Genomic DNA, 24,039 nt, shown 5'->3' on the forward strand with positions numbered 1-24,039 from the left:
AACCGGCTGACACTACCGAGCAGGATCGATGAAGGTCCAAGAAGACCTGCAGGGATTAATTGACCTACCTCTCACTGAGGAAAACATGAGCGAAAACATCAAACACATCAGCGATGCATCTTTCGAAACCGACGTGCTGAAGTCCGAACGTCCGGTCCTCGTCGACTTCTGGGCCGAGTGGTGCGGCCCTTGCAAGATGATCGCGCCGATCCTGGAAGAAGTCGCGAAAGAATACGATGGCAAGCTGCTGATCGCGAAGATGGACGTCGATGCGAACCAGGCCGTGCCGGCCAAGTTCGGCATCCGCGGCATTCCGACGCTGATCCTGTTCAAGAACGGTGTCGCAGCCGCCCAGAAAGTCGGCGCCATGGCAAAAGGCCAGCTGACTGCTTTCATCGATAGCAACATCTGATACCATTGGTGGCGGCAGCGCGCCCGCACTGCCGCCTGTTCCGGACCGGGTAGGCGATCGATTCCGATCCTATCCCTTTGATTAACCCACGCAGTCCCCTCCCCTACCTTTACATTCCCGTCACGGGACACCCGACACATGCACTTATCTGAACTGAAGGCAATGCACGTCTCCGCCCTTCTGGAGATGGCGATCAGCCTGGATATCGACAACGCAGCTCGCCTGCGCAAACAAGAACTGATGTTCGCGATCCTTAAAAAGCGCGCGAAACAAGGCGAACAGATTTTCGGCGACGGTGCGCTCGAAGTGTTGCCGGACGGGTTCGGTTTCCTGCGTTCGCCGGATGCGAGCTACATGGCTTCGACGGACGACATCTACATCTCGCCGTCGCAGATCCGCCGCTTCAACCTGCATACGGGTGACTCGATCGAGGGCGAAGTACGTACGCCGAAAGACGGCGAGCGCTACTTCGCGCTGGTGAAGGTGGACAAGGTCAACGGCGAATCGCCGGAAGCCTCGAAGCACCGCATCCTGTTCGAAAACCTGACCCCGCTGCATCCGAACGAGCCGCTGCGCCTCGAGCGCGACATGAACGGCGCGGAAAACATCACCGGCCGCATCGTCGACCTGATCTCGCCGATCGGCAAGGGCCAGCGCGGCCTGCTGGTCGCCTCGCCGAAGTCGGGCAAGTCGGTCATGCTGCAGCACATCGCCCACGCGATCACCGCCAACCACCCGGACTGCACGCTGATCGTGCTGCTGATCGACGAACGTCCCGAGGAAGTCACGGAGATGCAGCGCTCGGTGCGCGGCGAAGTCGTGGCGTCGACGTTCGACGAACCGGCCACCCGCCACGTGCAGGTCGCGGAAATGGTGCTGGAAAAGGCCAAGCGCCTCGTCGAGATGAAGAAGGACGTCGTGATCCTGCTCGACTCGATCACCCGCCTGGCACGCGCCTACAACACCGTGATCCCGGCGTCGGGCAAGGTGCTGACCGGCGGTGTCGACGCCAACGCGCTGCAGCGTCCGAAGCGTTTCTTCGGCGCCGCCCGTAACGTCGAGGAAGGCGGCTCGCTGACCATCGTCGCGACCGCGCTGATCGAGACCGGCTCGCGCATGGACGACGTGATCTACGAGGAATTCAAGGGCACCGGCAACATGGAAGTCCACCTCGAGCGCCGCCTGGCCGAGAAGCGCGTCTACCCGGCGATCAACCTGAACAAGTCGGGCACCCGCCGCGAGGAATTGCTGATCAAGCCGGACCAGTTGCAGAAGATCTGGATCCTGCGCAAGCTGCTGTACTCGATGGACGAGATCGAGGCGATGGAGTTCATCCTCGACAAGATGCGCGCGACCAAGAACAACATCGAGTTCTTCGACCTGATGCGTCGCGGCGGCTGATTCCAGTCGCAGGCATCCCACGAAAAGGCGAGTCGTACTCGCCTTTTCTGCTTTTTGCGCTACGATTCATTTAGGTCAAGTCCCGGGGTGGTCAGGCGCGGAGAATCCGCACCGAGACCACCACCAGGAGATTCACATGACTCCCCACGAATTGCATGACGCCCCGGCGCAGCGCAACAAGGAGTTGCTGCTCGACCGTCGGCTGACTGTCCTCGAAACGCGCTTCGATACGACAATGACCATGCTGCCCAACAAAGCCGACCTCTCGGAACTGAAAGCCGAACTCAAGACCGACATCCATGGCGAAGCCGCCCGTCTGAGCAAATGGATGGCGGCAACAGCCGTCACGATGGTCCTGGGCTTCGCCGGCATGATCCTGACCATGATGGGGCGCCTGCACGGCGCCTGAGCGCCGCCGGTTGCCTTGGCGGCACGGCTGGCTTATAATCGCCGGTTCCGTATCCACCCCTGGCAAGTGATCGGCAATCGGGTCAAGAAGCAGGTCGACCGACGAAGTGCCGTTTGGCTACCAACTTAAACCAAGGCAAAACCATGAAGACCGATATCCATCCGGATTACCGCGAAGTCGTGTTCCACGACCTGTCCTGCGATTTCAAATTCATCACCCGTTCGACCATCTCCACCCGCGAAACGATCAATTTCGAAGGTAAAGATTACCCGCTGGTCAAGATCGAGGTGTCCGCTGAATCGCACCCGTTCTTTACCGGCAAGCACAAGATCGTCGACACCGCTGGCCGCGTTGAAAAATTCCGCCAGAAGTTCGGCACGGTCGGTTCGAAGACCAGCGTCGCCAACGGCTAAGTCCCCGACGAGCGAACACCGGAAGGCCTGCGGCCTTCCAAAGAAGGAAGCCCGCAGGCTTCCTTTTTTTTCGCGTTACGCTTCGTAGCAATGCCACCCGCGACGCTTTTCCTTGCTCCCCTTATACTACGCGACATTAATTTACTGCATTACTTCGCGCTATCGATGAAACCCGTCCGCCTTCCCGCCGCCGCCACCCTCGCGCTGCCACGCTGGGCTTTGTATGCACTCGGCCTGTTGTACATCCTGCCGGGCCTGATCGGGCGCGATCCGTGGAAGGATGACGCCGCCAGCTTCGGCATCATGTGGACGATGGCGCACGGCGGCATCCACGACTGGCTGCTGCCGAACATCGCCGGCCTGCCGTCGCCCGACGAGGGGCCGCTGACGTTCTGGCTGGGGGCATTGTGCATCAAGCTGTTCGGCTGGCTCGTGGGCGACGTGCTCGGGGCGCGCATCTCGACCATCGGCATCTTCGCGCTGGGCACGATATCACTGTGGCACACGGCTTTCCACCTGGGCCGGCGTTCGGAAGCCCAGCCGCTGCGCCTGGCCTTCGGCGGCCAGCCGGAACCGGACGACTACGGCCGCACGCTGGCCGACACGGCCGTCCTGATCTATCTCGGCTGCCTGGGCCTGCTGCTGCACAGCCACGAGACGCTGGCCGTCACCCTGCAGGGCGCGCTGCTGTCCTGGTTCCTGTTCCGCGCCGTGCGCTATATCGAGGACGGCACGCCGCGCAACGCCGTGCTCGTCGGCGCCGCGCTGGGGCTGCTGATCCTGACGCGCGGCTTCGCCCCGTCGCTGGCCCTGCTGGCCGCGCTCTACCTGTGCACCCGCTTCCTCAAGCTGCCGACGGCGCCCCTGCTCCGCCACCTCGGCCAGGCCGCCGGCACCGCCCTGCTCATCACGCTCGCGTGGGCCGTGCCGGCCACGCTGGCGCATCCGTACGGCCTGTCGCCCGTCTCCGGCTGGCTGACCTGGAACGCCGAGCAGCTGAGCGTGCCGGGCTGGCATGCGATCAAGGCCTTCTTCCGCGTCGGCATCTGGTATTTCTGGCCGGCCTGGCCGTTCGCCGCCTGGGCCGCCTGGGCCTGGCGCCGCCAGCACGGGCTGCTGCACATCATCCTGCCGACCTGCTTCGTCGGCGTCCTCGCGCTCGTGGTCCTGTGCGACCCCGTGCCGGAACGCGGCGACCTCCTCAAGCTGCTGCCGCCGATGGCATTGATGGCCGCGTTCGGCCTGCCGACGATGAAGCGCGGCGCGATCAATGCGATCGACTGGTTCTCGGTGATGGTGCTGACCCTGCTGGGCGGCCTGGTCTGGATGTTCTGGATCGCCAAGCTGACAGGCTGGCCCGCGCAACTGGCCAAGAACGCCCTCAAGCTGGTGCCGGGCTTCAAGCCGGAATTCGGCATCGTCGCCTTCCTCGTCGCGGCCGCGACGACGGTCGGCTGGATCTTCCTCGTGCACTGGCGCCTGTCGCGCCAACCGTCGGTGCTGTGGCGCGCCGTGGTGCTGTCGTCGGGCGGCCTGATCCTGCTGTGGGTGCTCCTGATGACGCTGTTCCTGCCCGACCTGAACTACGGCAAGAGCTACGCCAGCGTGGCCCAGCAGATCGCCGCGCGCCTGCCGGCCGACGCCGACTGCATCGACACGAACGTCGGCGCACCGCAGCGCGCCTCGTTCGCCTACTTCGGCCACCTGCCCTTCGCCCCCGTCGACGGCGGCGAGTGCCGCTTCCTGCTGCTGCAGGACAGCGTCGCCCGGACGGCCCCCGTTCCGGACAGCGCAATACAGAACGGCGCACCCGTGCGCGGCGGTGCCGCGCTTCCCTTCCACGCACGCGACTGGACGCTGCTGTGGGAGGGCCGCCGCCCGTCCGACCGCGACGAACGCTTCCGCCTGTACCGGCGCGTGCGCTGATCCGCAGCGCGCCGGCGCGCTAGCCGTTCAGGACGGGCGCCGGATGCGCCTGTCGTCCGCGCGCACGAGCTGGCGCCGGCGCCAGGCCAGCGTCGAGCACACGCCCAGGCCGGCCAGCAACATGCCCCAGGTCTGCGGCTCCGGCACCGGCGAGATCGTCAGGTCGGCGCCGAACGCCCCGCCGCCGACGCCGCGCACCTGCCCATCCACCTGGATCGCGTAGGAACCGCTCGTCAGCCCATAGCCGGAGAGCGACCAGGAATCGGGGGCATCGGTACCGGTCCCGGTCCCGTCGACGCCGGCGATCGCCGTACCGAGCATGGCCTTCGTGACCGGATCGTAGCGATACAGCGAGAAGCCCGTGATCAGGAGGTCCTTGGCCTGCGGCGTGTTGAGGTAGGACGACGTCAGCGAGGCGGCAGCGTCGAATGGCGTGCCGACGTCGAAGGTGAAGATATCGGTGAAGGTGCTGCCGGTGGTCGATTGCGCAAACGTATCGCCGAAATGCGCATTGAAGCCGCCGAGGCCGTCGTCCGCCGTCACGAGCGGCGCCGTGCGATCGACCGTTGCCGCCCCCGCGCCTTGCGCCATGAGGGCTGCGCCCGCGACCACGGCCAGAACGAGAGATTTGAGTGTCATGATAGTTCCGTTGAAAGATTAATCGGACTCGCTATCCAGGAACGCGTGTCTTGCACCGATCCGTCGCCACAGCTTAAATTCCGCAAGCCTGACCAACCGTTAGGTCTCGCACAAATTTCACTCATTTCTGTTCAGAAAAGAATTTTCCTCCTAGGTACTTTTCGTTCTAAAAACAGTTCATTTCGGAAAAAGCGAGTTTGAGGGAAGTCAATCCGCTGCGAAGGCGCTTGATCAAAATGGAGTATGCGGCCGGTCCCAGCCGTCGTTCAACGAAAGGACTCTCCATGAAAAGCGTGACGTTTTCCGAGATCGAGCGCGCCCGGAAGGGACCGCATCGCCCATCCCCGGCCGTCCCCGTCCAGCGCGCGGCGCTTTTATTGCTGAGCATGGTGCTGGGCCTGCCCGCCCTGGTCCTCGCCTTTCACCTGATCGATCCGACCGCGCCGCTCGGCTACATCGTCGTGCCGGTGCTGCTAGGCGGCCTGCTGCCGGCCGTCGCGCGGACGCTTCCCGGCCGGTTCGAGGTCACGACGCGCTTCTCCGCCTGCCACCTGGTCGGCACGCTGGACGACGCCATGGAGCGGCTCGGCTATGCGGCGGACGAACGCAGTCCCGGCACCGTGCGCTACCGCATGCGCACGGCGCGCTGGCCGACATGGCGGGGCGCCGACATCACGGTCACCGTGCGCGATCACATGCTCGAAGTCACCGGCCCGATGTGCACGCTGCGCGCCCTGCGCGGCCAGCTCAGCTGCTGAGCCGGGCCTCGCCGGCCGGCCTCACACCTTCATCGGCAGGATCACCATCTGCAAGCCTTCCAGGTGCAGCCGGCGCTGCACCGCCAGCGACGCCTGATTGTGCAGCAGCCGCGTGAACCAGTTGTCGGATGCGAAGATCAATTTACTGGTGAAGAAAATGGTGTTCGGGTACTCGCGGTTGATCTGCTCGCACATGCGGGTCACTTCTTCCACCGCGTCCGTGCCGAAGCCGATGTAGGACGCCGACGCCATCCCATGGCTCTGGCAGAAATCGACGAAGTATTCCAGCGTCCGCGCCGCATCCTTGCGCATCTTCTCGAGCGCACCCTCGCCGCCGTACGCGTGCGAGTCGACCGTGCGCGCGTTCACGAACAGGAAGTTCTTGAAGTGGCCGGGGAACATGCGCAACACCCACAGCAGCGCATGCAGGCCACCGCCACGGGAATTACCGACAATGAACACGGCCGTCTGCGCCTCCGGCTCCGGCTCGGCGACTTCCTTCACCGGGCCGAACGGCTGGTTGGCGAACACCCGGTCGACCGAGCGGATGGCGCGCTTGGTTTCGCGGTAGTGGTTGCGGATGAAGATGCACAGGCCGGCGATGGCGGCGATGATGAGCGCCGTGGCCCAGCCGCCCTGCGTGAAGCGCTCGACGAGCAGCACGGCCAGGATGCCGGCGCAGATCACGAAACCGACCAGCGACAGCAGGAAGCGCCGCACCCAGCGCACATTGTCGGTGTCCTTGCGATGGCGCCACCAGTACAGGCACAGGCCGAACAGCGAGATCGCGAACGTCAGGAACACCGAGATCGAATACAGCACGACGAGCAGCGTGACCTGGCCGCGCGTCCAGAACAGGATCGCCAGCGCGGCGATGCCCATCACGAGGATGCCGTTCTGCGTCACGAGGCGCGTGGACAGGTAGCGGAACTGGTGGGGCACCCACGAATCCGACGCCATGTTCGACAGCACCGACGGCCCGCCCAGGAAGCCCGTGTTGGCCGCCACGAACAACAGCCCGGCCTCGAAGGCGAGCGCGACGGCGAGCACTACCTGGTTCACCAGTTCGCTGCCGAGGCCCATATGGGCGATGATGCGGCGGAACGTGGTCGCGTTCAGCGTCTCGCCGGCCGTCGGCCGCGCATCCCACAGCAGGTACAAGAGGATGATGCCGCCGGCCGTGATCGCCAGCGACAGCGCCATGTAGAACATCGTCACCTTGCCCGTGCGGACGCGCGGCTCGGCCAGCAGGTTGACGTTGTTCGACACGGCCTCCAGGCCCGTATAGGTACCGCCGCCCTGGGAATACGCGAGCAGCAGCATGCCGGCCACGCCGGTCCAGCCGATCTGGCCGGCGAGCGAGCCCGTTTCGGCCATCGTATTCGGCAGCAGTTGCGGCAGGTGCGACGCGTGCGCCACGATGCCGTACACGATCAGCACGATGTGCGTGGCGACGAAGCCGAGGAAGATCGGCAGCAGGATCTGGATCGCCTCCTTCAGCCCGCGCAGGTTCATCACGATCAACAGGCCGATGAAAAACGCTTCGGCCCAGAGTTTATAAGGCTGGAAGCCGAGCGGCAGGAACGACGCGAGCGCATCGACGCCGGACGCGATCGAGATCGCGATGGTGAGCACATAGTCGAGGATCAGCGCGCAGCCGGACACGAGACCCAGGTACGGCCCGACGAGCTTGGTCGCCACACGGTAGCCCCCGCCCCCGGTCGGGAACAGCTCGATCACCTGGTTGTAGGCGAGCGCGATGATGAACACCGTGACGGCGGTGGCGACCGCCATGTACAGGCCGAGGTGCGTATGGGGACCGAGCGCGCGAAAGGTTTCTTCCGGACCGTACGAGGAGGAGGACAGGCCGTCCGCCCCGAGCCCGACCCAGGCCAGGAAGGCGACCAGGGCCATCGAGTGGCGCGTCTCGCTCTTCATGGGATCGAGCGGCTTGCCGAGGATGATCTCGCGTATTTTCTTATTCTTCATCGTCCAGGCCGCTTCAGGGCGGCGCGTTAGCTCAAGTAGGCGAGATCATACGCCGGAACGCCCCCTGCGCCCACTGCCGGCAATACGCCATCCTCGCGCGCTGGTCAGTTTGGCATCACATGTGCTAATATGCGCGCCTGCGCTTGCAGCCTCTGTGGCGGAATTGGTAGACGCACTTGACTCAAAATCAAGCGCCGAAAGGCGTGCCGGTTCGATTCCGGCCGGAGGCACCACCTACTCATCCGTAGTAGTCCCGCAAAGTCCAAGAAACCGCGTTTGTCCCTCTGGGAACGCGGTTTTTTTGTGCGCCAAAGTTTGAGCTCGTCCATTACCAGCCTGCGTTTTTGTATCCATACTTTGTTCACGGATACCGAACGCCAAACGTCATGGATCTAAAATGCCTAAGCTCTGCACACCACTGACGGACACCGCCATTCGCAACGCCAAGCCCCGAGACAAGACCTATACCCTGGGAGACGGGGAAGGCATGTACCTCGAGGTCATGCCGAATGGGACAAGATTCTGGCGTATGGCCTACAGGCAGCCGAACGGCAAGAAAAACCGGCTGACCTTCGGGAAGTATCCTGAAGTCTCGCTCGCGGAGGCCCGCGATAAGCGACTGGCGGCCCGGAAGCTGATGGCCCAGGGGATCGACCCTGGCATGGCCAGGCGTGAAGAAAAACATGCCAAGGAAAAGGCCGCGCTGAATACCTTCGAGGCGGTCGCCCGTGCATGGTTGGCCAAGGCCGCAGCGGACCGGGCCGCCAGCACCCAAGAGAAGAACACCGCGTGGCTCGAACGGAACATCTTTCCGGCTATCGGCGCCCTGCCCATCTCCACTATCAAGCCATGGGACGTGTTGAGCGCACTTCGCGTCATCGAGAAGCGAGGAGCGATCGAGTCCGCGCACAAAATCAAGCAGCTGTGTGGCCAGATTTTCCGGTTCGCGGTAGCGAGTGGTCTTGCAGATCGCGATATGACGGTAGACCTGCGTGGCGCATTGTCAGCGGTTCCGGAAGCTCATTATGCGGCGATCACCGACCCTAAGGAGGCGGCAGAACTGCTGCGCGCTATCGATGCCTACAATGGCCATGCCTACGCCGTTGCCGCGCTTAAGCTGGCGCCGCTGGTGTTCGTTCGCCCTGGAGAATTGCGTGCCGCCGAGTGGTCCGAGATCGAACTCGATGCGGCCGAATGGCGCATCCCTGGTTCCAAGATGAAGATGGGGCAGGATCATATCGTGCCGCTGGCGACGCAAGCCGTCGCGCTGCTACGCGAGCTCCATGCGATGACAGGGCATGGAAAGTACGTATTTCCCAGCGTACGCACGGGCGCACGCTGCATGAGCGAGAATACGGTCAACGCGGCCTTGCGTGGCATGGGCTACGGCAAGGACGTGATGACCGGCCACGGCTTTCGTGCGATGGCGCGCACGATCATGGATGAAGTGCTGGGCGAGCGGGTCGATCTGATCGAGCACCAGCTCGCCCACGCTGTCAAAGACCCTAACGGACGCGCGTACAACCGGACGGCGCATCTGCCTGCCCGGCGATTGATGATGCAACGTTGGGCGGACTACCTTGATGCAATCAAACAAGGTGATGCAAGGATTCTTGGCGATTAGCGAACGCCAAGTGTAATCAAGATGGAGCGCAGTGCGCGGTATGGCAATCTTTGACCAAGAAGACCTCGTCGGACCCTGGCCCAATCATCGGAAGCGGTTTTTATTGAGGTGCATATTAAGTTAGGAGGCAGGTGACAAAAATAGGAACAATCCACTGCAAAGTTCCTCGATAGCTCGATCATTTAGTAAATCTGCAGCACATTTATGGCCTTCTTCGCTTTGTAACAACTTTACATGCGAACCGATCCGATGAATTGCGTTGCCCATCCGCCTGACATGAGTAATTTCCAAGCCCGGATAAATTGGTAAAACGAAGTGTGTTTCGGCGAACTGAGCCGCACCTGGGAAGTGCAAATTACGATTTTCCAGTGCCGCGTTAACAGCTGGATGCTCTGGAATAAGCAATGGGAAATGTACACCTGCCGGGATCTTCTCTGCTAAGAGGGCCGCAAGCCATACGTCGCGGTGTAAGAAGTGATCGACCACCCGTACGGGAAACGTCCACCATGTGCGACCGGTTGGGGCAGGAAGTTCTAGCCATTCACAGCCTTTCAACATATCGCCCAGCAATAACGCATTATCTCGGATAACGTCTAAACGTGATGGCAACTCCTGTAACATAGCGCGCCCAATTGCTGCAGCGACAGCAAGGGGCCGAAAATTTGAACCGAGTTGAACGCTCGCCAATCCGTTTATAACGTCATTAGGTACTGGTTTCAATCCTACAAGACGCGACGTGCCGAGCCGTGTCCATTGCTCGCCTTCATGACGAACACGGCGCAGGTGTTCCGCCAGTTCGTCAGAGTTAGTAACGATCGCCCCCCCTTCACCAATCCGCAACAGCTTGCTGTCTCCAAAACTAAAACAGACACACCCCTGCTGTGCAAGTGACGCCGTTACCGGACGGTTACCAAGAAGCTGTGCGCAGTCAGCGATGTAAGCTGCACCATTTTTGCGGCAAAGCGCAACAATTTCGTCAACATATGCACTCTGCCCGAACAAGTGGACATGAATAACCGCTCGGATAGAAAATTGATCGAACGCAGCCGTTAGCTCTTCCGGATCCATCGACTGATTCTCTGGATCAATATCAATTGGTACTGGAATGGCCCCAATCGCAAGGATTGGCATAGCAGAGCCAATATATGTGTATGCCGGCACAGCAACCCGGTCGCCGGCACGAACTCCTACTGCGATAAGGCTCGCAACAATCGCAGTGGTACAACTATTTACCATAACCGCGTGTTTCGCGCCTACGAAATCGGCAAACTCCGATTCAAATAAGGAAACCTCGTCGGACGTAAACATTGACAACTTCCCTGAGTGCAACACTCTATTTGTAGCCTCAACTACTGCTTCAGATACATGCACACGATCACGTGGAAAAGGAACTACGCTGATTGGATCTGCCCCCCCAATCAATACCGGTCTTTCCGACTTGTGCGTTTCGTCTATTTGCAAAGGTAGCCTCCATCTACTGGAAGCACGTGTGCAGTTGTGAAGGTTAGCTTATGGAGACATTCAACCGCAGTTGCTACGTCCGCGCATGTTCCTACTCTACCAAGTGGAATGGGCCCTCTCAATTGTTCTTCTTTATTCGGCATACCTAGTAGTTCCGCCGTCATCGGTGTACGAACGATAGTTGGGCAAATCGCATTCACTCTAATGTTATCCTTAGCCCACCTCATTGCAAGTGCTCGCATTGCAGTCACCAATGCTCCTTTCGATGACGCATAGTAAAGGTCGTGGGCGGTCCCAACTTCACTATCTTGACCGCCACTTGCCACGATAGCATCTGTAGATGCTATAAAAATAACGGATGGAGTTTCACCTTTTATAAGTAAAGAATGTAATGCTTCGGTCATCATCACCGGAGCCTGGTAATTTATGCGCCAGAGTTCAGCTAGAGCAACCTCATTCGACTTGGCAGTTCGATCGTCATAAAAAACACCTGCGCAGTGGACAATCAGATCAAGCGAGGGCAATGACTCTAATAGATATTTAATTGTTTGATGAAGCGAATCCACATTTCCTATATCACAGTGCTCAAAGCGAAAATTGGGATTCTCTTCACTACCAGTGCAGACGGACGTCCGATCTACTCCGACCACGCTAGCGCCGTAACTAAGAAAACGAGCAACAATCTCCGTACCCATGCCACCGCTGCTGCCAGTTATTAAAATTTTCATACAATTCAAGAAGAGAAATATTGAGTAACCGCTGTTTTCAAGTAAGCACCACGAACAACTGCAAATTCATATGCAGCGCTTCCCCATTTAAATAATACGCACGTACTGACAACAATCACTAAACCTAGAATGTACGAACCGCTATACCGTCGCACTGATGCCGCAGCAAGCTCTTTGCGGATCTTCGATACATCCGTTACCGAAGTCAAGGACAACGCAAGACACGGGTCTTCTGGTTTGAAACCTTTGGGTAGCAACCCATTCGAAGTCAATTGCAACAATGCCGTTTCGTAACCGTGGCGAATTAGAGCGGCCATTTCTATTTCAGAAAATCGATTGAGATCGGTACGCACATTGGCAACATGAGACTGTACCACCTCATCCTGCACTTGATACGTAGCAGTACCAATAATTCTATCGATCTCGCTTTGTTCTACTTTTCTTTCAATATTGATTCTCACCAGATGTGGCGAAAGGTATCCTGCATGCACACCATCTTGCAACGCTGCGCGTTGACTTTCTAGATCTGTTACACGTTTCATCAGAATGTCTGTGGTACGCGCAGTTCGGCCGAACAAAGATAGATATTTTTCGCTTCGACTTTGCAAAAAAGGCGCAGACGCATCGCTTGATAACACGGTATCACATCCGTGTTCATCTTTGCCTAAACGAATTTCATCCAGAATGCTTGCTAAACCAAGGTTGTCGTAGATACCACCATCAGTCAACCGTTCAAGGTCAGATCCGAGTTTTTCCTCCTTGACTCTCAGATGGTCCGCCGTCAGTACAACTGGTGCAAGCAACGGTGGAAATGCCGAGGAAGCTGCCACAGCTTGTGACAACGGCAAGTGCTTTCCTCCGACCAGTTCTCCATCACATTTCATTCCCTCTCGTGAGAAGGAGACGAGATCGCCTGACTTTATGCTCGTCGCCAAAATGTGAAAAGCCGGTGACGCTGGCAGATGCTGAAGTTCGCCCTGAATATTTGCTTCCTTTGTATATATGGAAGAAAGCACTTTAGGACCACGAAATGACAATAGGCCAAAAAACGTATGCCAAAGAAGTTTCCCTCGCGGGTTTGTTTTGGTCAAACTCAATAATGGAGCGCTGGCATTTTTAAAGGAGTCCTGATCGCTTGATAGATAGCTCTTCCAATTTAATGCGAGATTGGCCGCTAAAATACTGCCCCCCGATACACTGTAGATCGCGTGGACATTTGGCAGCAGTCCGCATTGCCGCAACAAGCTAATAGTACCGAGATGAAAGAAGGTTGCTCTAAATCCTCCTCCTGATAGACTAAGGGCAATACTTGGCGCCCCTTCGTCGGCGCGCGCACTTTTTGGCTCAGAGTGTATTTCCTTACGCTTCGAAAGCCCGGGCCCTTTCTCTTCTACCTTAGAACGGGCTACAAGCAGTTTTTGTTCGACAACATTTAATCTCGTCACCTGATCTACGGAAGGGCTGGGATCAACAGCAAACCATTGAAAAAAAGACGATTTCACTTGGTCGGGTGCGCGATCTAAAAGACTGCGAATTTTTCCCGCAGATGAAGCGATGAATAGTGCATTCTTAGGTTTAGACAACTCCATCGGCCCCTTACCATTAAGCGCCAACAGGGGCTCGACAAAGCACATCGCCGGCCATTTTGTAGAAGGTGTTAGTGACGAATCGATGATTCCCAGCTTCAGAAAACATTCATGAGTAAGCCAGGAATATGCACTTCGATTCGCCTCTAAAATGACAAGTTCTCTGCCAGACACCGGGTCCTTAGATGCAAGCCATGCAGCCATTTCTCCTAGCCAAAACGCATCAAACCATTTGGGACGACGCAACGATGCGTAAAGAGCTGCTAACAGCTCGCCGTCGGTCACCGATGCACACCGAATTTCTGCCCGCAGTTTCTGCAAGTAAATGCTCACAGGTTGTGAAATACTGAAGTTATCGGAAAAAGTTCTATAGTTCTCCAGTTCTCTCAACACCTCACCGACTGGTCTAACGGCTTGGATAGCATTGCGAAATCTAAGGGCGCCTTGAACTACTAGATCCGGGTCGATACCAGAGTTCGGCGAGCCTTTGGACGGCATTTGCTTGATATAATCACTCATCCGACCAACCTTGATTGATGCGTCACTCAAGGAGGTAATAAATGCAGATGTTGCGCTTACGTTTGGCTCAGTTGACGTGTCATGCCCAACAAGCAGTGACCGCGCTTGCGAATCACAAATGAGAGCATGGACAGTAAAACCTTTTTCAGCCAATCGCCTCATTAGTTGAAGCATAGCCACCTGCCCGGCGTGATAGCGAAGCCGCCCTCCAAGAAAAGCTTGCTCAAGGCTCCAGAATGTATAAATATCGTATTTAAGCTGGGGCTCGGCGCCTAACTTCTTTATTATCTCATCAGGGTCGGGAGAACTTACAAAAACAGGACGTCGATTAATCAAAGGGCTGCTCTCAGGTAAAATTTTTCTTTTATATTTTTCACAACTTCGGCCTGCACTTGTTGACTAGACATGTCTGCATCGAGCATTATGTAGCGCGCCCGCATTGAGGCGATATATTTAAAACGCTCTTGCAAATTAATAAGCTCGGAAAATTCTGCAACGGTCGGCATACGGCTATGTCTTTCATTAAATCGCCGCTGCAGCTCCTCATTTGAGATAATCAGCAAAAACGTGAGATCTGGAACCCGACCGCCAACCATTGAATACAATGTCTCTAGCGCATCGAGCAATTTCGCAGCATCAATTTCATGATCAAGCTGAAGAGCAGCACCTTGGTATACTGCAATTGAGTCAATACTCCTGTCTGCGAGAACAATCTGCGCGTCTTCGCAAACCTGTTGACTCGCCAAACACTCGGCATAAAGCATGAAAAGTAGCGCTGCTTGTGGTCCATGCCCAAAGCCGTAACTAATAAAAATAGATTTTTTCAGCGCATCTTCAATGCGGTTAACTGTATCCTCGTCTGATGGAGATTCGTGCTTAATAGCCACGCTTCGACCGGACGCGGCTAGCTGATGTGCAAGAGCCTTAACAAGGGTGGTTTTGCCTGTGGTATCGATTCCTTCGAAAGATATAAGAATTGGCCACTTCATATTGATTTACCCATAAGCCGAAAAGCGTGACGAAGCACGTTGCGCATTGCTACATCTTCAGGCTCACGGTATTCTTGTAACATCCACAGTTCGTCCGCCGCTAGCCAACGTACTTCGACAAACTCGTCAAGATTAAGCCGAATGGGAACCGTTTGATCCAGAGTGGCAAGGAAGTCGAACTGCTGCATTCTTTGTGCTGGATATTTCGGATGCGTCCATATCCAGTGGGCGATCAATACGTCGATAGAACGCAACGGCACTCCGACCTCTTCTTCTACTTCACGGGCTAGTCCACTTTCCAACGACTCTTCTTGATTAATGTGTCCGCCAGGCAAATCCCAGCATAACGGGAACATTGTCCGGTTCTTTGAGCGACGAAGAACTAAAATTTCGTCGTGCTTATTCCGGAGAACTGCATTAGCGATGCATTTATCCCCTTTATCGCGCGCTTTCATCTTGAGTCGAGCGAGATATGGATCAGGTGGCTGGCTTACGTTACGGCAGATCAGTTTCATTCATTATTCTCAATATGTCGAGCGCGATTGCACCTGTGTCAAAATCAGGCCTCGACCCATTTCTCTGGCACAAGTCCCTTACCGCGCCACTCTTCGACGAGGTGAACGTTTTTTAGGCCGCCCCAAACTTCCTCGTCCGCATGGTCGAGAACAATGATCTGGAGCCGCCCTTGCGTTTTCATGATAATGTCGTCGAATAGAGTAAAAACCTTTCTGACGGCAACAACGTCTTCGTTCTGCCAAGTTGGGGCAAGTTCATTGTCCACTGCTCTTCCGACTCGACGGGCCGGGAAGTAGACTTGGCTAGGCTGATCGTAGATCAACAGCGCGGGGACAGGATGCTGAGGCAAGCGCAAGAAGTATCCTTGAAGCGCCAAACTGAGAGCAATGTGATACGCCAACCAGTTCGCACCGCTGCCAATCTCCCAAAGATAGTCATCGCGCGTTTCTCGGACTACTCTTACAGTAAGGTCGTGAATCACGAGCCGAATTGGAGCGTCTGGCCACTCGCCGTCGAGCTGCGGAATTAGCCTGCCGCAGATGTCTTGAATGGTGTTCAGCGCATTCTCCAGCTTCCGTCCGATCTCATGTTCGGACACCACCGTGGCCAACTTACGGACCTCGGCCCTTAACGCGGAGATCTCTTGGTTCAACTCAGCAGACGTATCAGCAGAGTCATACAGTCTGAGTGCCTCTTGCAACCGCCCCAAGAATCTCGAAATTTCCTCGCCTCGAGTTAGGACCTTTTTTACCTTATCAGATTGTCCTTCTAAGGTGCGAATTTCGGACCGTACGGCAGCCAACTCACTGATCACGTTGTCGACTGTCTCACGCTGACGCAGCGTCTCCTTTCCAAGCGACTCTGTAACTCTCGGATAAGAGCGCAGCCGCAACTCGATACCTTCAAGAGCTTGGCACAGCTCTTCAACTCGGCCACGGCCCGCTTCACTGGGCTCAAAGACGGTCGCGGAATGCTCGGCGGCGAGGTCTCGAATCCAAGCAGACAAACCCAAACGGTCGCGCTGAATTCGGAGGCCATCAAGGTACTCGTCGCTGCTTTCGTCGAGACGGCGTAGTTCATGAAGGCGTTGACGGGACTGATTAAGAGTCATCGTCAGCTTGGACTCGGCAGCCCGCAACTCGGTAAGCCTATTCATGATAACGTCCATCGACTCCAGTGTCGGCGATGCGGAACGAGTGTCGCTGTGAAGTGCCTTTCGCAGCAGGTCGACGGTCGAGGGCCAGTCATCAGGCACGACTGTGTTCGCTGGCAGAAGTCCGTATTCGATTGCCAAACGGGCCCAGGCAAACCCCTCCCGCTGCCATGCGGCCCCTGTGTTCTGTCTTGCCTTTAATTCGCCCTCCTTACGCCGGAGAAGCCGCGACAGTCGATCGAGTTCATGCCGAGCCTGAAGCAATTCAGGACTTATCGCACCAAGCACGTAAGGGAAAATGGTCTTCAGTTTCTCGCGGTGTTCCGTCGTATCCGCCTTGAAGAATAGGACATCAGGGTTTGCGACAATGTTTTGCGGCTGAAATAGGAAGGCCATCAGGTCTCGGAAGCTGACTCTAGACTTGAACCGCTCATCTGCTCCAGGTTCAAACTGGAGATTCGATAAACCTGACAATCTGTTTAAAACAGCCTTCACATAATCGACGTTCTGATTCTTACCGTTAATTACTTTAGGAACCTCAACGACCGGTCCCTCCAGAAGTACCATGTCACCGGACGCTTTCTGTCCACCGGGCTCCCGTCGAGCAAGTAACTTTTGTCCTTCCAGCGTGTCAACAAGAATACCAAACCATGAGCAAGTCTCTCGAATAACACCGACGGGGATCGCACATTTTTCTGAGCCCAGACAGTAGTCAATGATCGGAATAACCGACGATTTCCCTGTCTTTGAGGCACCACTGATGACGTTCACCATATGTGGCTGGAAGTTCACTGCCCTCGGCTCTTTCCCATCCCGGGGCCAAAGGATTACTTTCAACAGTTGGAAGTGCATCAGAACCCTACTTTCAATGTATGGGCGACTTGCTGATCCGACAAGCCAGCGAACCAATACCCAATTTTCTCGGAGGCTGGGCCGATTTGTCGAATTCGGTCAGGAAGCGCTGGAGCCTGCAGCTCGTCGTGCGGGCTAAATGACCAGATGGTTGCGGTATTCGGTGCGACGCGAATCAGCCGCGACTGCTCGGCGACCATAAGTGAACTGAGCGTTAATTTCCGGAGAGTCAAGGCACGCCCATGGACCGCCAACAGATCCTCGCGCTGCTCGCCAAGCTTCCCAGCGAATAGATGCAAACCGGAAGCCTTTTGCGTGCTGTGTATCATTGCCAGCGTTGGCCCGTGAAAGACCAGCGGTAAGAGCAAGAACACAAGAGGCATGAGTACGGCCTGTCCGTCGCGCTCTTGGAATCCGAGGCCGAATCGCCAGATCGCGTAAGCGCCTAGCGCGTCGTTCTGGACGATCGCTGCCTCGTTGACACGTAGGGTACGGGCGCCATTCGTCATTGCTTGTCTTCGTCATCTAGAAGGACTTGGTGCTTTGGGTGCCACCCAAGCTCTCGTCTGTCCGCCAAGTCGTTAAAGCCACCATGAGTGAAATGTCCAGGCACTACGCGGCTGTCCAGCGGTACGTCCATAGCGGCACATCGGCTGTACACGATCCGTCCTTGCGCCCCCGGATTTTTGTCCGAGAAGATCTCCGTTATTTCATTATGAACTGCGTTGTGTTTGCGCAGCAGACTATCCTCCCAGTCATTAAAACTGTCGTCGAAAACGAGACCTTGCTCCGCCCATTTCACCTTGTCGCCCGATGTACGCATCAGGTCGCTTGCCGCCCGGAGCAACTGTTCTTCTGACGCATCTATCAATTCCAGTTGCCGCACGAAGACGGGGCGGCTCGTCAGCAACGCTTTCGCATCAGCTTGGGATGGGGCAGTCGTGAAAGTAGGCAGGTAGCCAGCCATGTTGTTCTGCTGGATAAAGGCATGGAAGTTCCTTCGAAATTCCGCAACATTTACCAACGCTGGAGCCTTCCGACGAATGCACCTATCAGCTGCCTCCTTGGCTTGGCCAATTGCCGAGGCACAAATTATGTCCAATGATGCCTCTGGGACTGTGGGCCGCAGTAGCTGACGAATAGGCTCCAACGGGTCCAGATCAGTGGCGACCACAGTTGCCTTTCCGATGACTGCTAGGCGCAGTGCATCTTTAGCATCGAAGAACCTTTGAACGTGCGCTATACACTTAGGGGACTGCACTTTCTTCTTCAACTTGTCCTTAACCAGTTTGACAAGCGCCTCAACAGCCTGGGCGTTACTTGCTGCATGAATGGCCATACTTAGCTTGCCAAACTTCGGCGGAGTCACATAAAGCTGAAAAGATGTGTTCGCCCCATCAACCTTCTGGGTCTCTGCCGTATCGAGCCAATTGGCGACAGTCTTCCAGAGGTCATCGGACCAGTCAGAAATTGGGTTGTGCGCGAGAGCGCTTTTGCATTGCTCCAACAGTAGCGTCCCGTCCGCATAGTGGACTGCTACGTCATCTAAGTATTCAAGTGACACGCTTGAGTCGGATGGACTACTCAGCAGGTAATAGCAGAGCCGAACCGGCTGCAACGCGAATCCAAGGTAGGGGCCTGCGGCAGCGTGCTTGACAAAAAAAGGGGCTGCTCCATTCATACGAGCGGCTTTGGAATAGGTTGCTGTAATGCTCCTGCCACGCAAATTTTGTCATTCATGAAGGTTCCCTTACTTGACGCTGGCAACTTAATGGGAAGTTATCATACGTCAACTATTGGCTTGGCGGCAACTATTGCATTGAATTGCAACTGCTCTAGAAATTGGACATTGTTAATCTCGTAGAGATTAACAATACGAGACGCTAGTCTATCCTGCCTCCAAAAACCAAACCCAAAGACCCTGCTTTCAACACGTTCGAGCCGCGTGCAATGACGCTTGCATAGGTACCAGCGCAATGTTCAGGCCGCCACCTGACGGCACACTGCTACCTACGTCGCAACGCCGCTAATAGCCCGATGCAGTCACCGCACCGACGACACGGCGACACCTGCGTGACACAGCTACGCGGAAGCGATGCTTCTTTCCACGCTCACTTTGGAGGCGTACATGGATCAGCAAGCGGTCAATATGGCGGTCGAACGCCGTGCGTCGAGCAATCGTGCCGACGTTCGGTTCCTCAGACTTAAGAAAGTGCTCGCCATCTGCGGCAAGTCGAGGAGTAGCGTCTACGACGCGATAAAGAAGGGAGACTTCCCAAAACCGGTGAAGCTCAGCGGTAGCTCGTCAGCGTGGATCAAAAGCGAAGTCGAACCGTGGGCGGTCGAATGCATTCGCGCCAGCCGACGGGACTCAAGGTTTTGAGATACAGGCCATCGACTACGAACAGACGCCGAGCACGACGGTCAAGGCAAGCGGTATCGCATGCGCCAATATCGGCTTAGCGTCTGCGGGCGAGCCCGATCTCAGTCACCAATTGCAAGCAAGCGTCGCAGCATCGCTATCACCTCGTCCAGGCCCGGGGCCTCAAGCTTGCTTTTGGACAGAAACGCGCGCCACTGCTGCTGCTTGACCGGACTCGCCAAAAAAGCGCCGCTCAGCCCCATCGGGACGGTCGCAGGAACTTCGGTTCGTCGGCGCGCGAACGTCGCCTGAACAGCTCGTCGCAGGACGGCGGCATCGATCTCGGCTAGGTCGCAAGGAACCAAAGATCAAAGTAATCTTTCATGCGCGTATTCGCCATGCCGAGGCTGACGATCGCTTCGTACTTCTCTGCGATCACGGTGTACACCGGATAGGCGCGCAGCGACGGTGCCTCGACATCGTCCAGAAGAGCCGGGAACTTCACGAGTGCCGGCGCCGGCGTGACGGCATCGCCGTAGCCCACATCGATCTGCACCGAGCAGCGTGCGTTATCCAGAGCTCCAATCAGGGTGACGCGCACGCCCTCGTAATTTGCCTCTTTGCGAATCGGTGCCGCTCGCACGCTTGCGTGGTCGAAGACGATGCCATCATCGGACGGCGTCGTACAGACCTGCTGGAAGACTTCGATCAGGTGGTCGATTTCCGATGGACCAAACCCGAGGAGGTCGATGTCCCGGGTTGGCCGATGCGGCTGGTCGAACCACAGGTCGAAGAGCAGCGCACCCTTCAACAGGAACTGGTCCGCCCACGGCGATACGCTCAATCGGTACAGCAGGCGTTCAAGCGAATACCGCGTTAGCATCAGGTTAAAGTCCGCCCTCTCGGCGCGTGCGCGGTTCAGCAGGCGCGCGCGGATGGACGCGGCGCGATTCGTCGCCTTCATGCTACCCCTACGGTTTCCAGGTACGGACGCATGACGTTCGCCACCCTGCAGATCTCGGCGTAGCGCCACAGTTCATCCATCGTAGCGCGCTTACCGTTCCAGGCTTCGCGCAGCGCTTCCAGGGCGACGTCGAGACCGATCTTGTTGCGGAATTTGAAGCAGTCGGCAACCGTCTTCGCCACGCCGAACACGCGCACCTGCGTACCGGCGACATCGACCGTCTCCACACCTTCGGTCATCGCCGGTCCGGACATGCGAATCACGCGCAGCGGTGGATAGTCGAAGCGCGGCGCGTGGGCCTTGTGCGGGATGGCGAGCCACACGTCGGAGGACTGCTGCGTCGTCAGGTCGTGGAAGCGCAGCGCGGACAGCAGACATAGCACGCCATTTTCGCTGCGCGCGGCCACTTCGGCGAAGGTGTCGTAGGCAGATGCTGCGCGGTCGGGCAAGGCATACAACCCGCGACCAAGCTTGAGCAGCTTCCCTTCATCGGTCAGCGACGCGAGGAGCGCGCGCGATGCGCCGGCACTGTCCACGTCACGGGTACGCAGCACGCCCTTGGATCGCGCCAGCTCAAGAATTCTGTCGGCCTGGTTCATCTCACCAGTCTATACAAAATATAGGCAATTATCCATATTTGCCGAGGTTTTGTTCATCATCTCAGCCGGTGTTGGGCAAACACGCTGCGATTTCGTCATGACGAAATTTGTTATCCCAAACCTGTCAAAAATTGCCCAATTGAAACAAAAATATGGATATTGAACAGTGCCACATTACAATAGCAATCAGCTCAACAGCAGGGACAACAGCCGATGTCCGCCATCCCCTATTACGAACTGCACGCAACTCGGCTGGTTACCCAGTACGAGTCGCTGTCATTTGAGGACGTCCACGCGGACCTGATCGCCATACTGCCTGCGCCCGGCAGCACGGTCCTCGATATCGGCGCAGGCTCCGGCCGGGACGCGGCATGGCTCGCCGCAAAAGGATACGACGTCGTGGCCGTCGAGCCGTCCGAGGCCATGCTCGCCCACGCGCGAAAGAAACACGCGTCGAGCCGGATCCAATGGCTGTCCGACAGCCTGCCCGACCTCGCGAAGGTCCGCCGCCTCGGCTTGAGCTTCGACCTCATCCTGCTGTCCGCCGTCTGGATGCACATTCCTCCATCCGATCGCCAGCGTGCGTTGCGCAAGCTGGCGACGCTACTCGCACCGAAAGGACGCATCGCGATCAGTCTCCGGCTCGGTACGCCCGACACCGAACGTGCGATGCACGAGGTCTCGCTGCCGGAATTGGCCGGCGTTGCCCAGCAATTCGGACTGCGCATCGTCCACACCAGCGACAGCCAGGACAAGCTGGGACGGAGCGAGGTGTCGTGGACGAACGTCGTGCTGGGGCTTCCCGACGACGGCCTGGGTGCCCTCCCCCTGCTGCGGCACCTGATCCTCGTGGACGAAAAGTCGTCGACGTACAAGATCGCGCTGCTGCGCGTTCTGGCCCGCATCGCAGATACTGCGGCGGGACTGGCCCGCTACGACGCGGAATCCGTGGTCGTGCCGCTGGGTCTCGTATCGCTGTTCTGGCTCCGCATGTACAAGCCCCTGATCGAACATCTCCTTCCCCAGATGCCACAGAGGACCGGCCCTGGCTTCGTCACCAACAGCTTCACGTCGCTGCGGTCCGTCACCGCGGTCGAACTGCGGATCGGCTCCGTGTTCAGCGACCAGACGGCCAAGCACCTGCACCAGAGTCTTTCCGAGATTTCGCAGGTGATCCGCAACATGCCCGCGAACTACCTGCGCTGGCCCGCGAGCGACAAGCCGATCTTCGGCGTCACGCGCCGCCGCATGATGCCGACGCCGTCCCCGCTGCAGATCGACGAAGCTTTCCTGTGGAGCCTCGGCGACTTCCGCATCCCGCTCGAGATCTGGCAGGCGCTCACGCACTACAACGTGTGGATCGAGCCCGTGCTCGTGTCGGAGTGGGTCAGGCTGATCGAGTCCTATTGCAACGACGGGCGCCCGGACGTGCGCACCCTGGCCCACTCGCTGCTTGCATGGGTGGATCCGGCGCGCGACACCAGCTTCGCCCGCGCGGCGGTCGATCGCATGCGCGCGGCCGGCAAGCCTGTGTATTGCGTCTGGTCCGGTGCGCGCCTGCGCGACGAGTACGACGTCGACCACTGCTTCCCGTTCGGCGCCTGGCCCTGCGGCGATGCGTGGAACCTGATGCCGGCGTCACGCCAGATCAACATCCAGAAGTCGAACCGGCTCGTCACCCAGGCCGCGCTGGAACGCGCCAGCGACACCATCAGCACTTGGTGGAACGACGCCTTCCTGAGTCAGGGCGACGGTTTGCGGCGCCAGTTCTTCCTCGAAGCGTCGCAGACGCTGCCGATTCTAGTAGCCACTCCGGAGCCGGCAGACGTCATCGACGCGATGAAAGTCCATCGCATCAGGTTGAGCAAGGATCAGGGATTGCGTCCTTGGGAGCCGGCCGATACCACCGGTCGCAACCGGGCAGCGGCCGCAAGCCTCCCATCGATGCATCAACCGACTATCGAATGAGTTCGCACACATGAAAATTATCTTCGTCATCGTCATCCTTGCCGTTCTTCTAGCGGGACTCTTCGCAGTGCACTTGAAGACGGCGAAGGGAAAAGGCCGCACCGGTGCGTACCGCCGCCGCAAATTCATGACCGATAACGAGGAGGAGTTCTTCGGCCGACTCGTCGTGGCACTTCCCGACCATTACATTTTTCCGCAGGTCGCGATGTCGGCCCTGCTCGACACGGCGAGTAGCGACAAGCGAACAGCCCATGGCGACCGATTGCGGATCGCCCAGCAGCGCGTCGATTACGTCGTCTGCACCCGACGCTGCGAGGTCGTCGCGGTCGTCGAACTGGACGACAAAACGCACTCGCGCGCAAAGGATGAACTGCGGGACGCGCGACTTGAACAGGCGGGCATACGGACCGTCCGCTTCCAGGCCCGTAACAAGCCAAAGGTCGACGTTATCCGGGCCATGATTCTCGGTCCTACGGTGACTGAGGCTGGCGAGGGTACGACCGCACACACCGGTCAGGGTGCCGTACCTGCCGGCGGTACCTCACTCACACAGTAATAGTCCACCCACGCAAGCACCGGATTTCGTCATGACGAAATTTTTGACGCCTTGTACACGACGAAATGTATGGATTCGTTTCCGCGCTCGGGCTCGGTGGCGCCCTAACGCTCGCTTACCTGCAAAGGTAAAGGCGGTCGACGGCACACTAAGCCTTAAATGACTGCCGCCGCCAGCCAGCATTGAACCTTAGTTGGTGAGAATGCGTGAACTTG

General features: G+C 57.7%; 22 protein-coding genes, 1 tRNA gene and 1 pseudogene. 12 read left to right on the forward strand and 12 right to left on the reverse strand.

What is annotated here, in order from left to right:
* The first annotated feature begins 85 nt into the window (after positions 1-85).
* The 5 genes from trxA to ACEN9Q_RS22480 all read left to right on the forward strand — a co-directional run bounded on the left by trxA (position 86) and on the right by ACEN9Q_RS22480 (position 4,561).
* Positions 86-412, forward strand: a complete 327-nt coding sequence (gene trxA / locus ACEN9Q_RS22460) for a thioredoxin TrxA (RefSeq protein ID WP_036236119.1) — start codon at positions 86-88, stop codon at positions 410-412.
* Positions 413-550: 138 nt separating this feature from the next.
* Complete coding sequence (gene rho / locus ACEN9Q_RS22465; protein ID WP_056449963.1) at positions 551-1,813, forward strand: transcription termination factor Rho; 1,263 nt, start codon at positions 551-553, stop codon at positions 1,811-1,813.
* A gap of 136 nt (positions 1,814-1,949) precedes the next feature.
* Positions 1,950-2,222 carry a hypothetical protein gene (locus ACEN9Q_RS22470; protein WP_495626088.1) on the forward strand — a complete coding sequence of 91 codons (273 nt, stop codon included), beginning with the start codon at positions 1,950-1,952 and terminating at the stop codon, positions 2,220-2,222.
* 143 nt (positions 2,223-2,365) lie between these two features.
* Positions 2,366-2,635: a type B 50S ribosomal protein L31 gene (locus ACEN9Q_RS22475; protein WP_056449958.1), complete on the forward strand. Its 270-nt coding sequence runs from the start codon at positions 2,366-2,368 to the stop codon at positions 2,633-2,635.
* Positions 2,636-2,800: 165 nt separating this feature from the next.
* A complete protein-coding gene (locus tag ACEN9Q_RS22480) occupies positions 2,801-4,561 on the forward strand; it encodes an ArnT family glycosyltransferase (protein WP_495626089.1) in 1,761 nt (586 codons plus the stop codon).
* A gap of 27 nt (positions 4,562-4,588) precedes the next feature.
* Here ACEN9Q_RS22480 and ACEN9Q_RS22485 read toward each other — a convergent pair whose 3' ends face one another.
* The gene (locus ACEN9Q_RS22485) at positions 4,589-5,200 is read right to left on the reverse strand and encodes an FxDxF family PEP-CTERM protein (RefSeq protein ID WP_495626090.1); all 612 of its coding nucleotides are present in this window, start codon (positions 5,198-5,200) and stop codon (positions 4,589-4,591) included.
* Positions 5,201-5,484: 284 nt separating this feature from the next.
* Between ACEN9Q_RS22485 and ACEN9Q_RS22490 the strand changes: the two genes are divergently transcribed.
* Entirely contained in the window at positions 5,485-5,958 is a 474-nt protein-coding gene (locus tag ACEN9Q_RS22490; RefSeq protein WP_495626091.1) for a hypothetical protein, read from the forward strand.
* Between the two features lie 21 nt (positions 5,959-5,979).
* Here ACEN9Q_RS22490 and ACEN9Q_RS22495 read toward each other — a convergent pair whose 3' ends face one another.
* Positions 5,980-7,947: an APC family permease gene (locus tag ACEN9Q_RS22495; protein ID WP_056449949.1), complete on the reverse strand. Its 1,968-nt coding sequence runs from the start codon at positions 7,945-7,947 to the stop codon at positions 5,980-5,982.
* Between the two features lie 148 nt (positions 7,948-8,095).
* On the opposite strand from ACEN9Q_RS22495, the gene ACEN9Q_RS22500 reads away from it, so the two are divergent.
* Together ACEN9Q_RS22500 and ACEN9Q_RS22505 are read left to right on the forward strand one after the other, a co-directional pair.
* A tRNA-Leu gene (locus ACEN9Q_RS22500) sits at positions 8,096-8,180 on the forward strand.
* 164 nt (positions 8,181-8,344) lie between these two features.
* A complete protein-coding gene (locus ACEN9Q_RS22505) occupies positions 8,345-9,571 on the forward strand; it encodes a tyrosine-type recombinase/integrase (protein WP_495626092.1) in 1,227 nt (408 codons plus the stop codon).
* A gap of 120 nt (positions 9,572-9,691) precedes the next feature.
* Here ACEN9Q_RS22505 and ACEN9Q_RS22510 read toward each other — a convergent pair whose 3' ends face one another.
* The 8 genes from ACEN9Q_RS22510 to ACEN9Q_RS22545 form a co-directional block, all read right to left on the reverse strand.
* Positions 9,692-10,942: a DegT/DnrJ/EryC1/StrS family aminotransferase gene (locus ACEN9Q_RS22510; RefSeq protein WP_495628982.1), complete on the reverse strand. Its 1,251-nt coding sequence runs from the start codon at positions 10,940-10,942 to the stop codon at positions 9,692-9,694.
* A gap of 80 nt (positions 10,943-11,022) precedes the next feature.
* Positions 11,023-11,760 (reverse strand): SDR family NAD(P)-dependent oxidoreductase, encoded by a 738-nt coding sequence (locus ACEN9Q_RS22515; protein ID WP_495626093.1) that lies wholly within the window; start codon positions 11,758-11,760, stop codon positions 11,023-11,025.
* Between the two features lie 5 nt (positions 11,761-11,765).
* Complete coding sequence (locus ACEN9Q_RS22520) at positions 11,766-14,201, reverse strand: patatin-like phospholipase family protein (protein WP_495626094.1); 2,436 nt, start codon at positions 14,199-14,201, stop codon at positions 11,766-11,768.
* Positions 14,198-14,854: a dTMP kinase gene (locus ACEN9Q_RS22525; RefSeq protein WP_495626095.1), complete on the reverse strand. Its 657-nt coding sequence runs from the start codon at positions 14,852-14,854 to the stop codon at positions 14,198-14,200. Before ACEN9Q_RS22525 ends, ACEN9Q_RS22520 begins: the two co-directional genes overlap by 4 nt.
* Positions 14,851-15,369, reverse strand: a complete 519-nt coding sequence (locus tag ACEN9Q_RS22530) for an NUDIX hydrolase (protein WP_495626096.1) — start codon at positions 15,367-15,369, stop codon at positions 14,851-14,853. Before ACEN9Q_RS22530 ends, ACEN9Q_RS22525 begins: the two co-directional genes overlap by 4 nt.
* Positions 15,370-15,413: 44 nt before the next feature.
* The gene (locus ACEN9Q_RS22535) at positions 15,414-17,375 is read right to left on the reverse strand and encodes a DUF3732 domain-containing protein (RefSeq protein WP_495626097.1); all 1,962 of its coding nucleotides are present in this window, start codon (positions 17,373-17,375) and stop codon (positions 15,414-15,416) included.
* Positions 17,375-17,884, reverse strand: a complete 510-nt coding sequence (locus tag ACEN9Q_RS22540; protein ID WP_495626098.1) for a three component ABC system middle component — start codon at positions 17,882-17,884, stop codon at positions 17,375-17,377. Before ACEN9Q_RS22540 ends, ACEN9Q_RS22535 begins: the two co-directional genes overlap by 1 nt.
* Positions 17,881-19,056 carry an ABC-three component system protein gene (locus ACEN9Q_RS22545; protein ID WP_495626099.1) on the reverse strand — a complete coding sequence of 392 codons (1,176 nt, stop codon included), beginning with the start codon at positions 19,054-19,056 and terminating at the stop codon, positions 17,881-17,883. Before ACEN9Q_RS22545 ends, ACEN9Q_RS22540 begins: the two co-directional genes overlap by 4 nt.
* A 447-nt stretch (positions 19,057-19,503) precedes the next feature.
* Here ACEN9Q_RS22545 and ACEN9Q_RS22550 point away from each other — a divergent pair, with 447 nt between their 5' ends.
* A complete protein-coding gene (locus ACEN9Q_RS22550; protein ID WP_495626100.1) occupies positions 19,504-19,758 on the forward strand; it encodes a helix-turn-helix transcriptional regulator in 255 nt (84 codons plus the stop codon).
* Positions 19,759-20,083: 325 nt separating this feature from the next.
* Here the strand turns inward: ACEN9Q_RS22550 and ACEN9Q_RS22555 are convergent, their stop codons facing one another.
* Positions 20,084-20,701, reverse strand: a complete 618-nt coding sequence (locus ACEN9Q_RS22555) for a nucleotidyl transferase AbiEii/AbiGii toxin family protein (protein WP_495626101.1) — start codon at positions 20,699-20,701, stop codon at positions 20,084-20,086.
* Positions 20,698-21,300, reverse strand: a complete 603-nt coding sequence (locus ACEN9Q_RS22560; protein WP_495626102.1) for a type IV toxin-antitoxin system AbiEi family antitoxin domain-containing protein — start codon at positions 21,298-21,300, stop codon at positions 20,698-20,700. The genes ACEN9Q_RS22555 and ACEN9Q_RS22560 overlap by 4 nt, the downstream gene beginning before the upstream one ends.
* Before the next feature lie 213 nt (positions 21,301-21,513).
* Here ACEN9Q_RS22560 and ACEN9Q_RS22565 point away from each other — a divergent pair, with 213 nt between their 5' ends.
* The 3 genes and pseudogenes from ACEN9Q_RS22565 to ACEN9Q_RS22575 all read left to right on the forward strand — a co-directional run.
* Positions 21,514-23,268, forward strand: a complete 1,755-nt coding sequence (locus ACEN9Q_RS22565) for a class I SAM-dependent methyltransferase (protein ID WP_495626103.1) — start codon at positions 21,514-21,516, stop codon at positions 23,266-23,268.
* Between the two features lie 10 nt (positions 23,269-23,278).
* Positions 23,279-23,824 (forward strand): DUF2726 domain-containing protein, encoded by a 546-nt coding sequence (locus ACEN9Q_RS22570; RefSeq protein WP_495626104.1) that lies wholly within the window; start codon positions 23,279-23,281, stop codon positions 23,822-23,824.
* Between the two features lie 59 nt (positions 23,825-23,883).
* A pseudogene (locus ACEN9Q_RS22575) lies at positions 23,884-23,955 on the forward strand (T6SS immunity protein Tdi1 domain-containing protein); the annotation flags it as partial.
* Positions 23,956-24,039 lie beyond the last annotated feature (84 nt).

The organism is Massilia sp. Masssp93 (assembly GCF_059491295.1).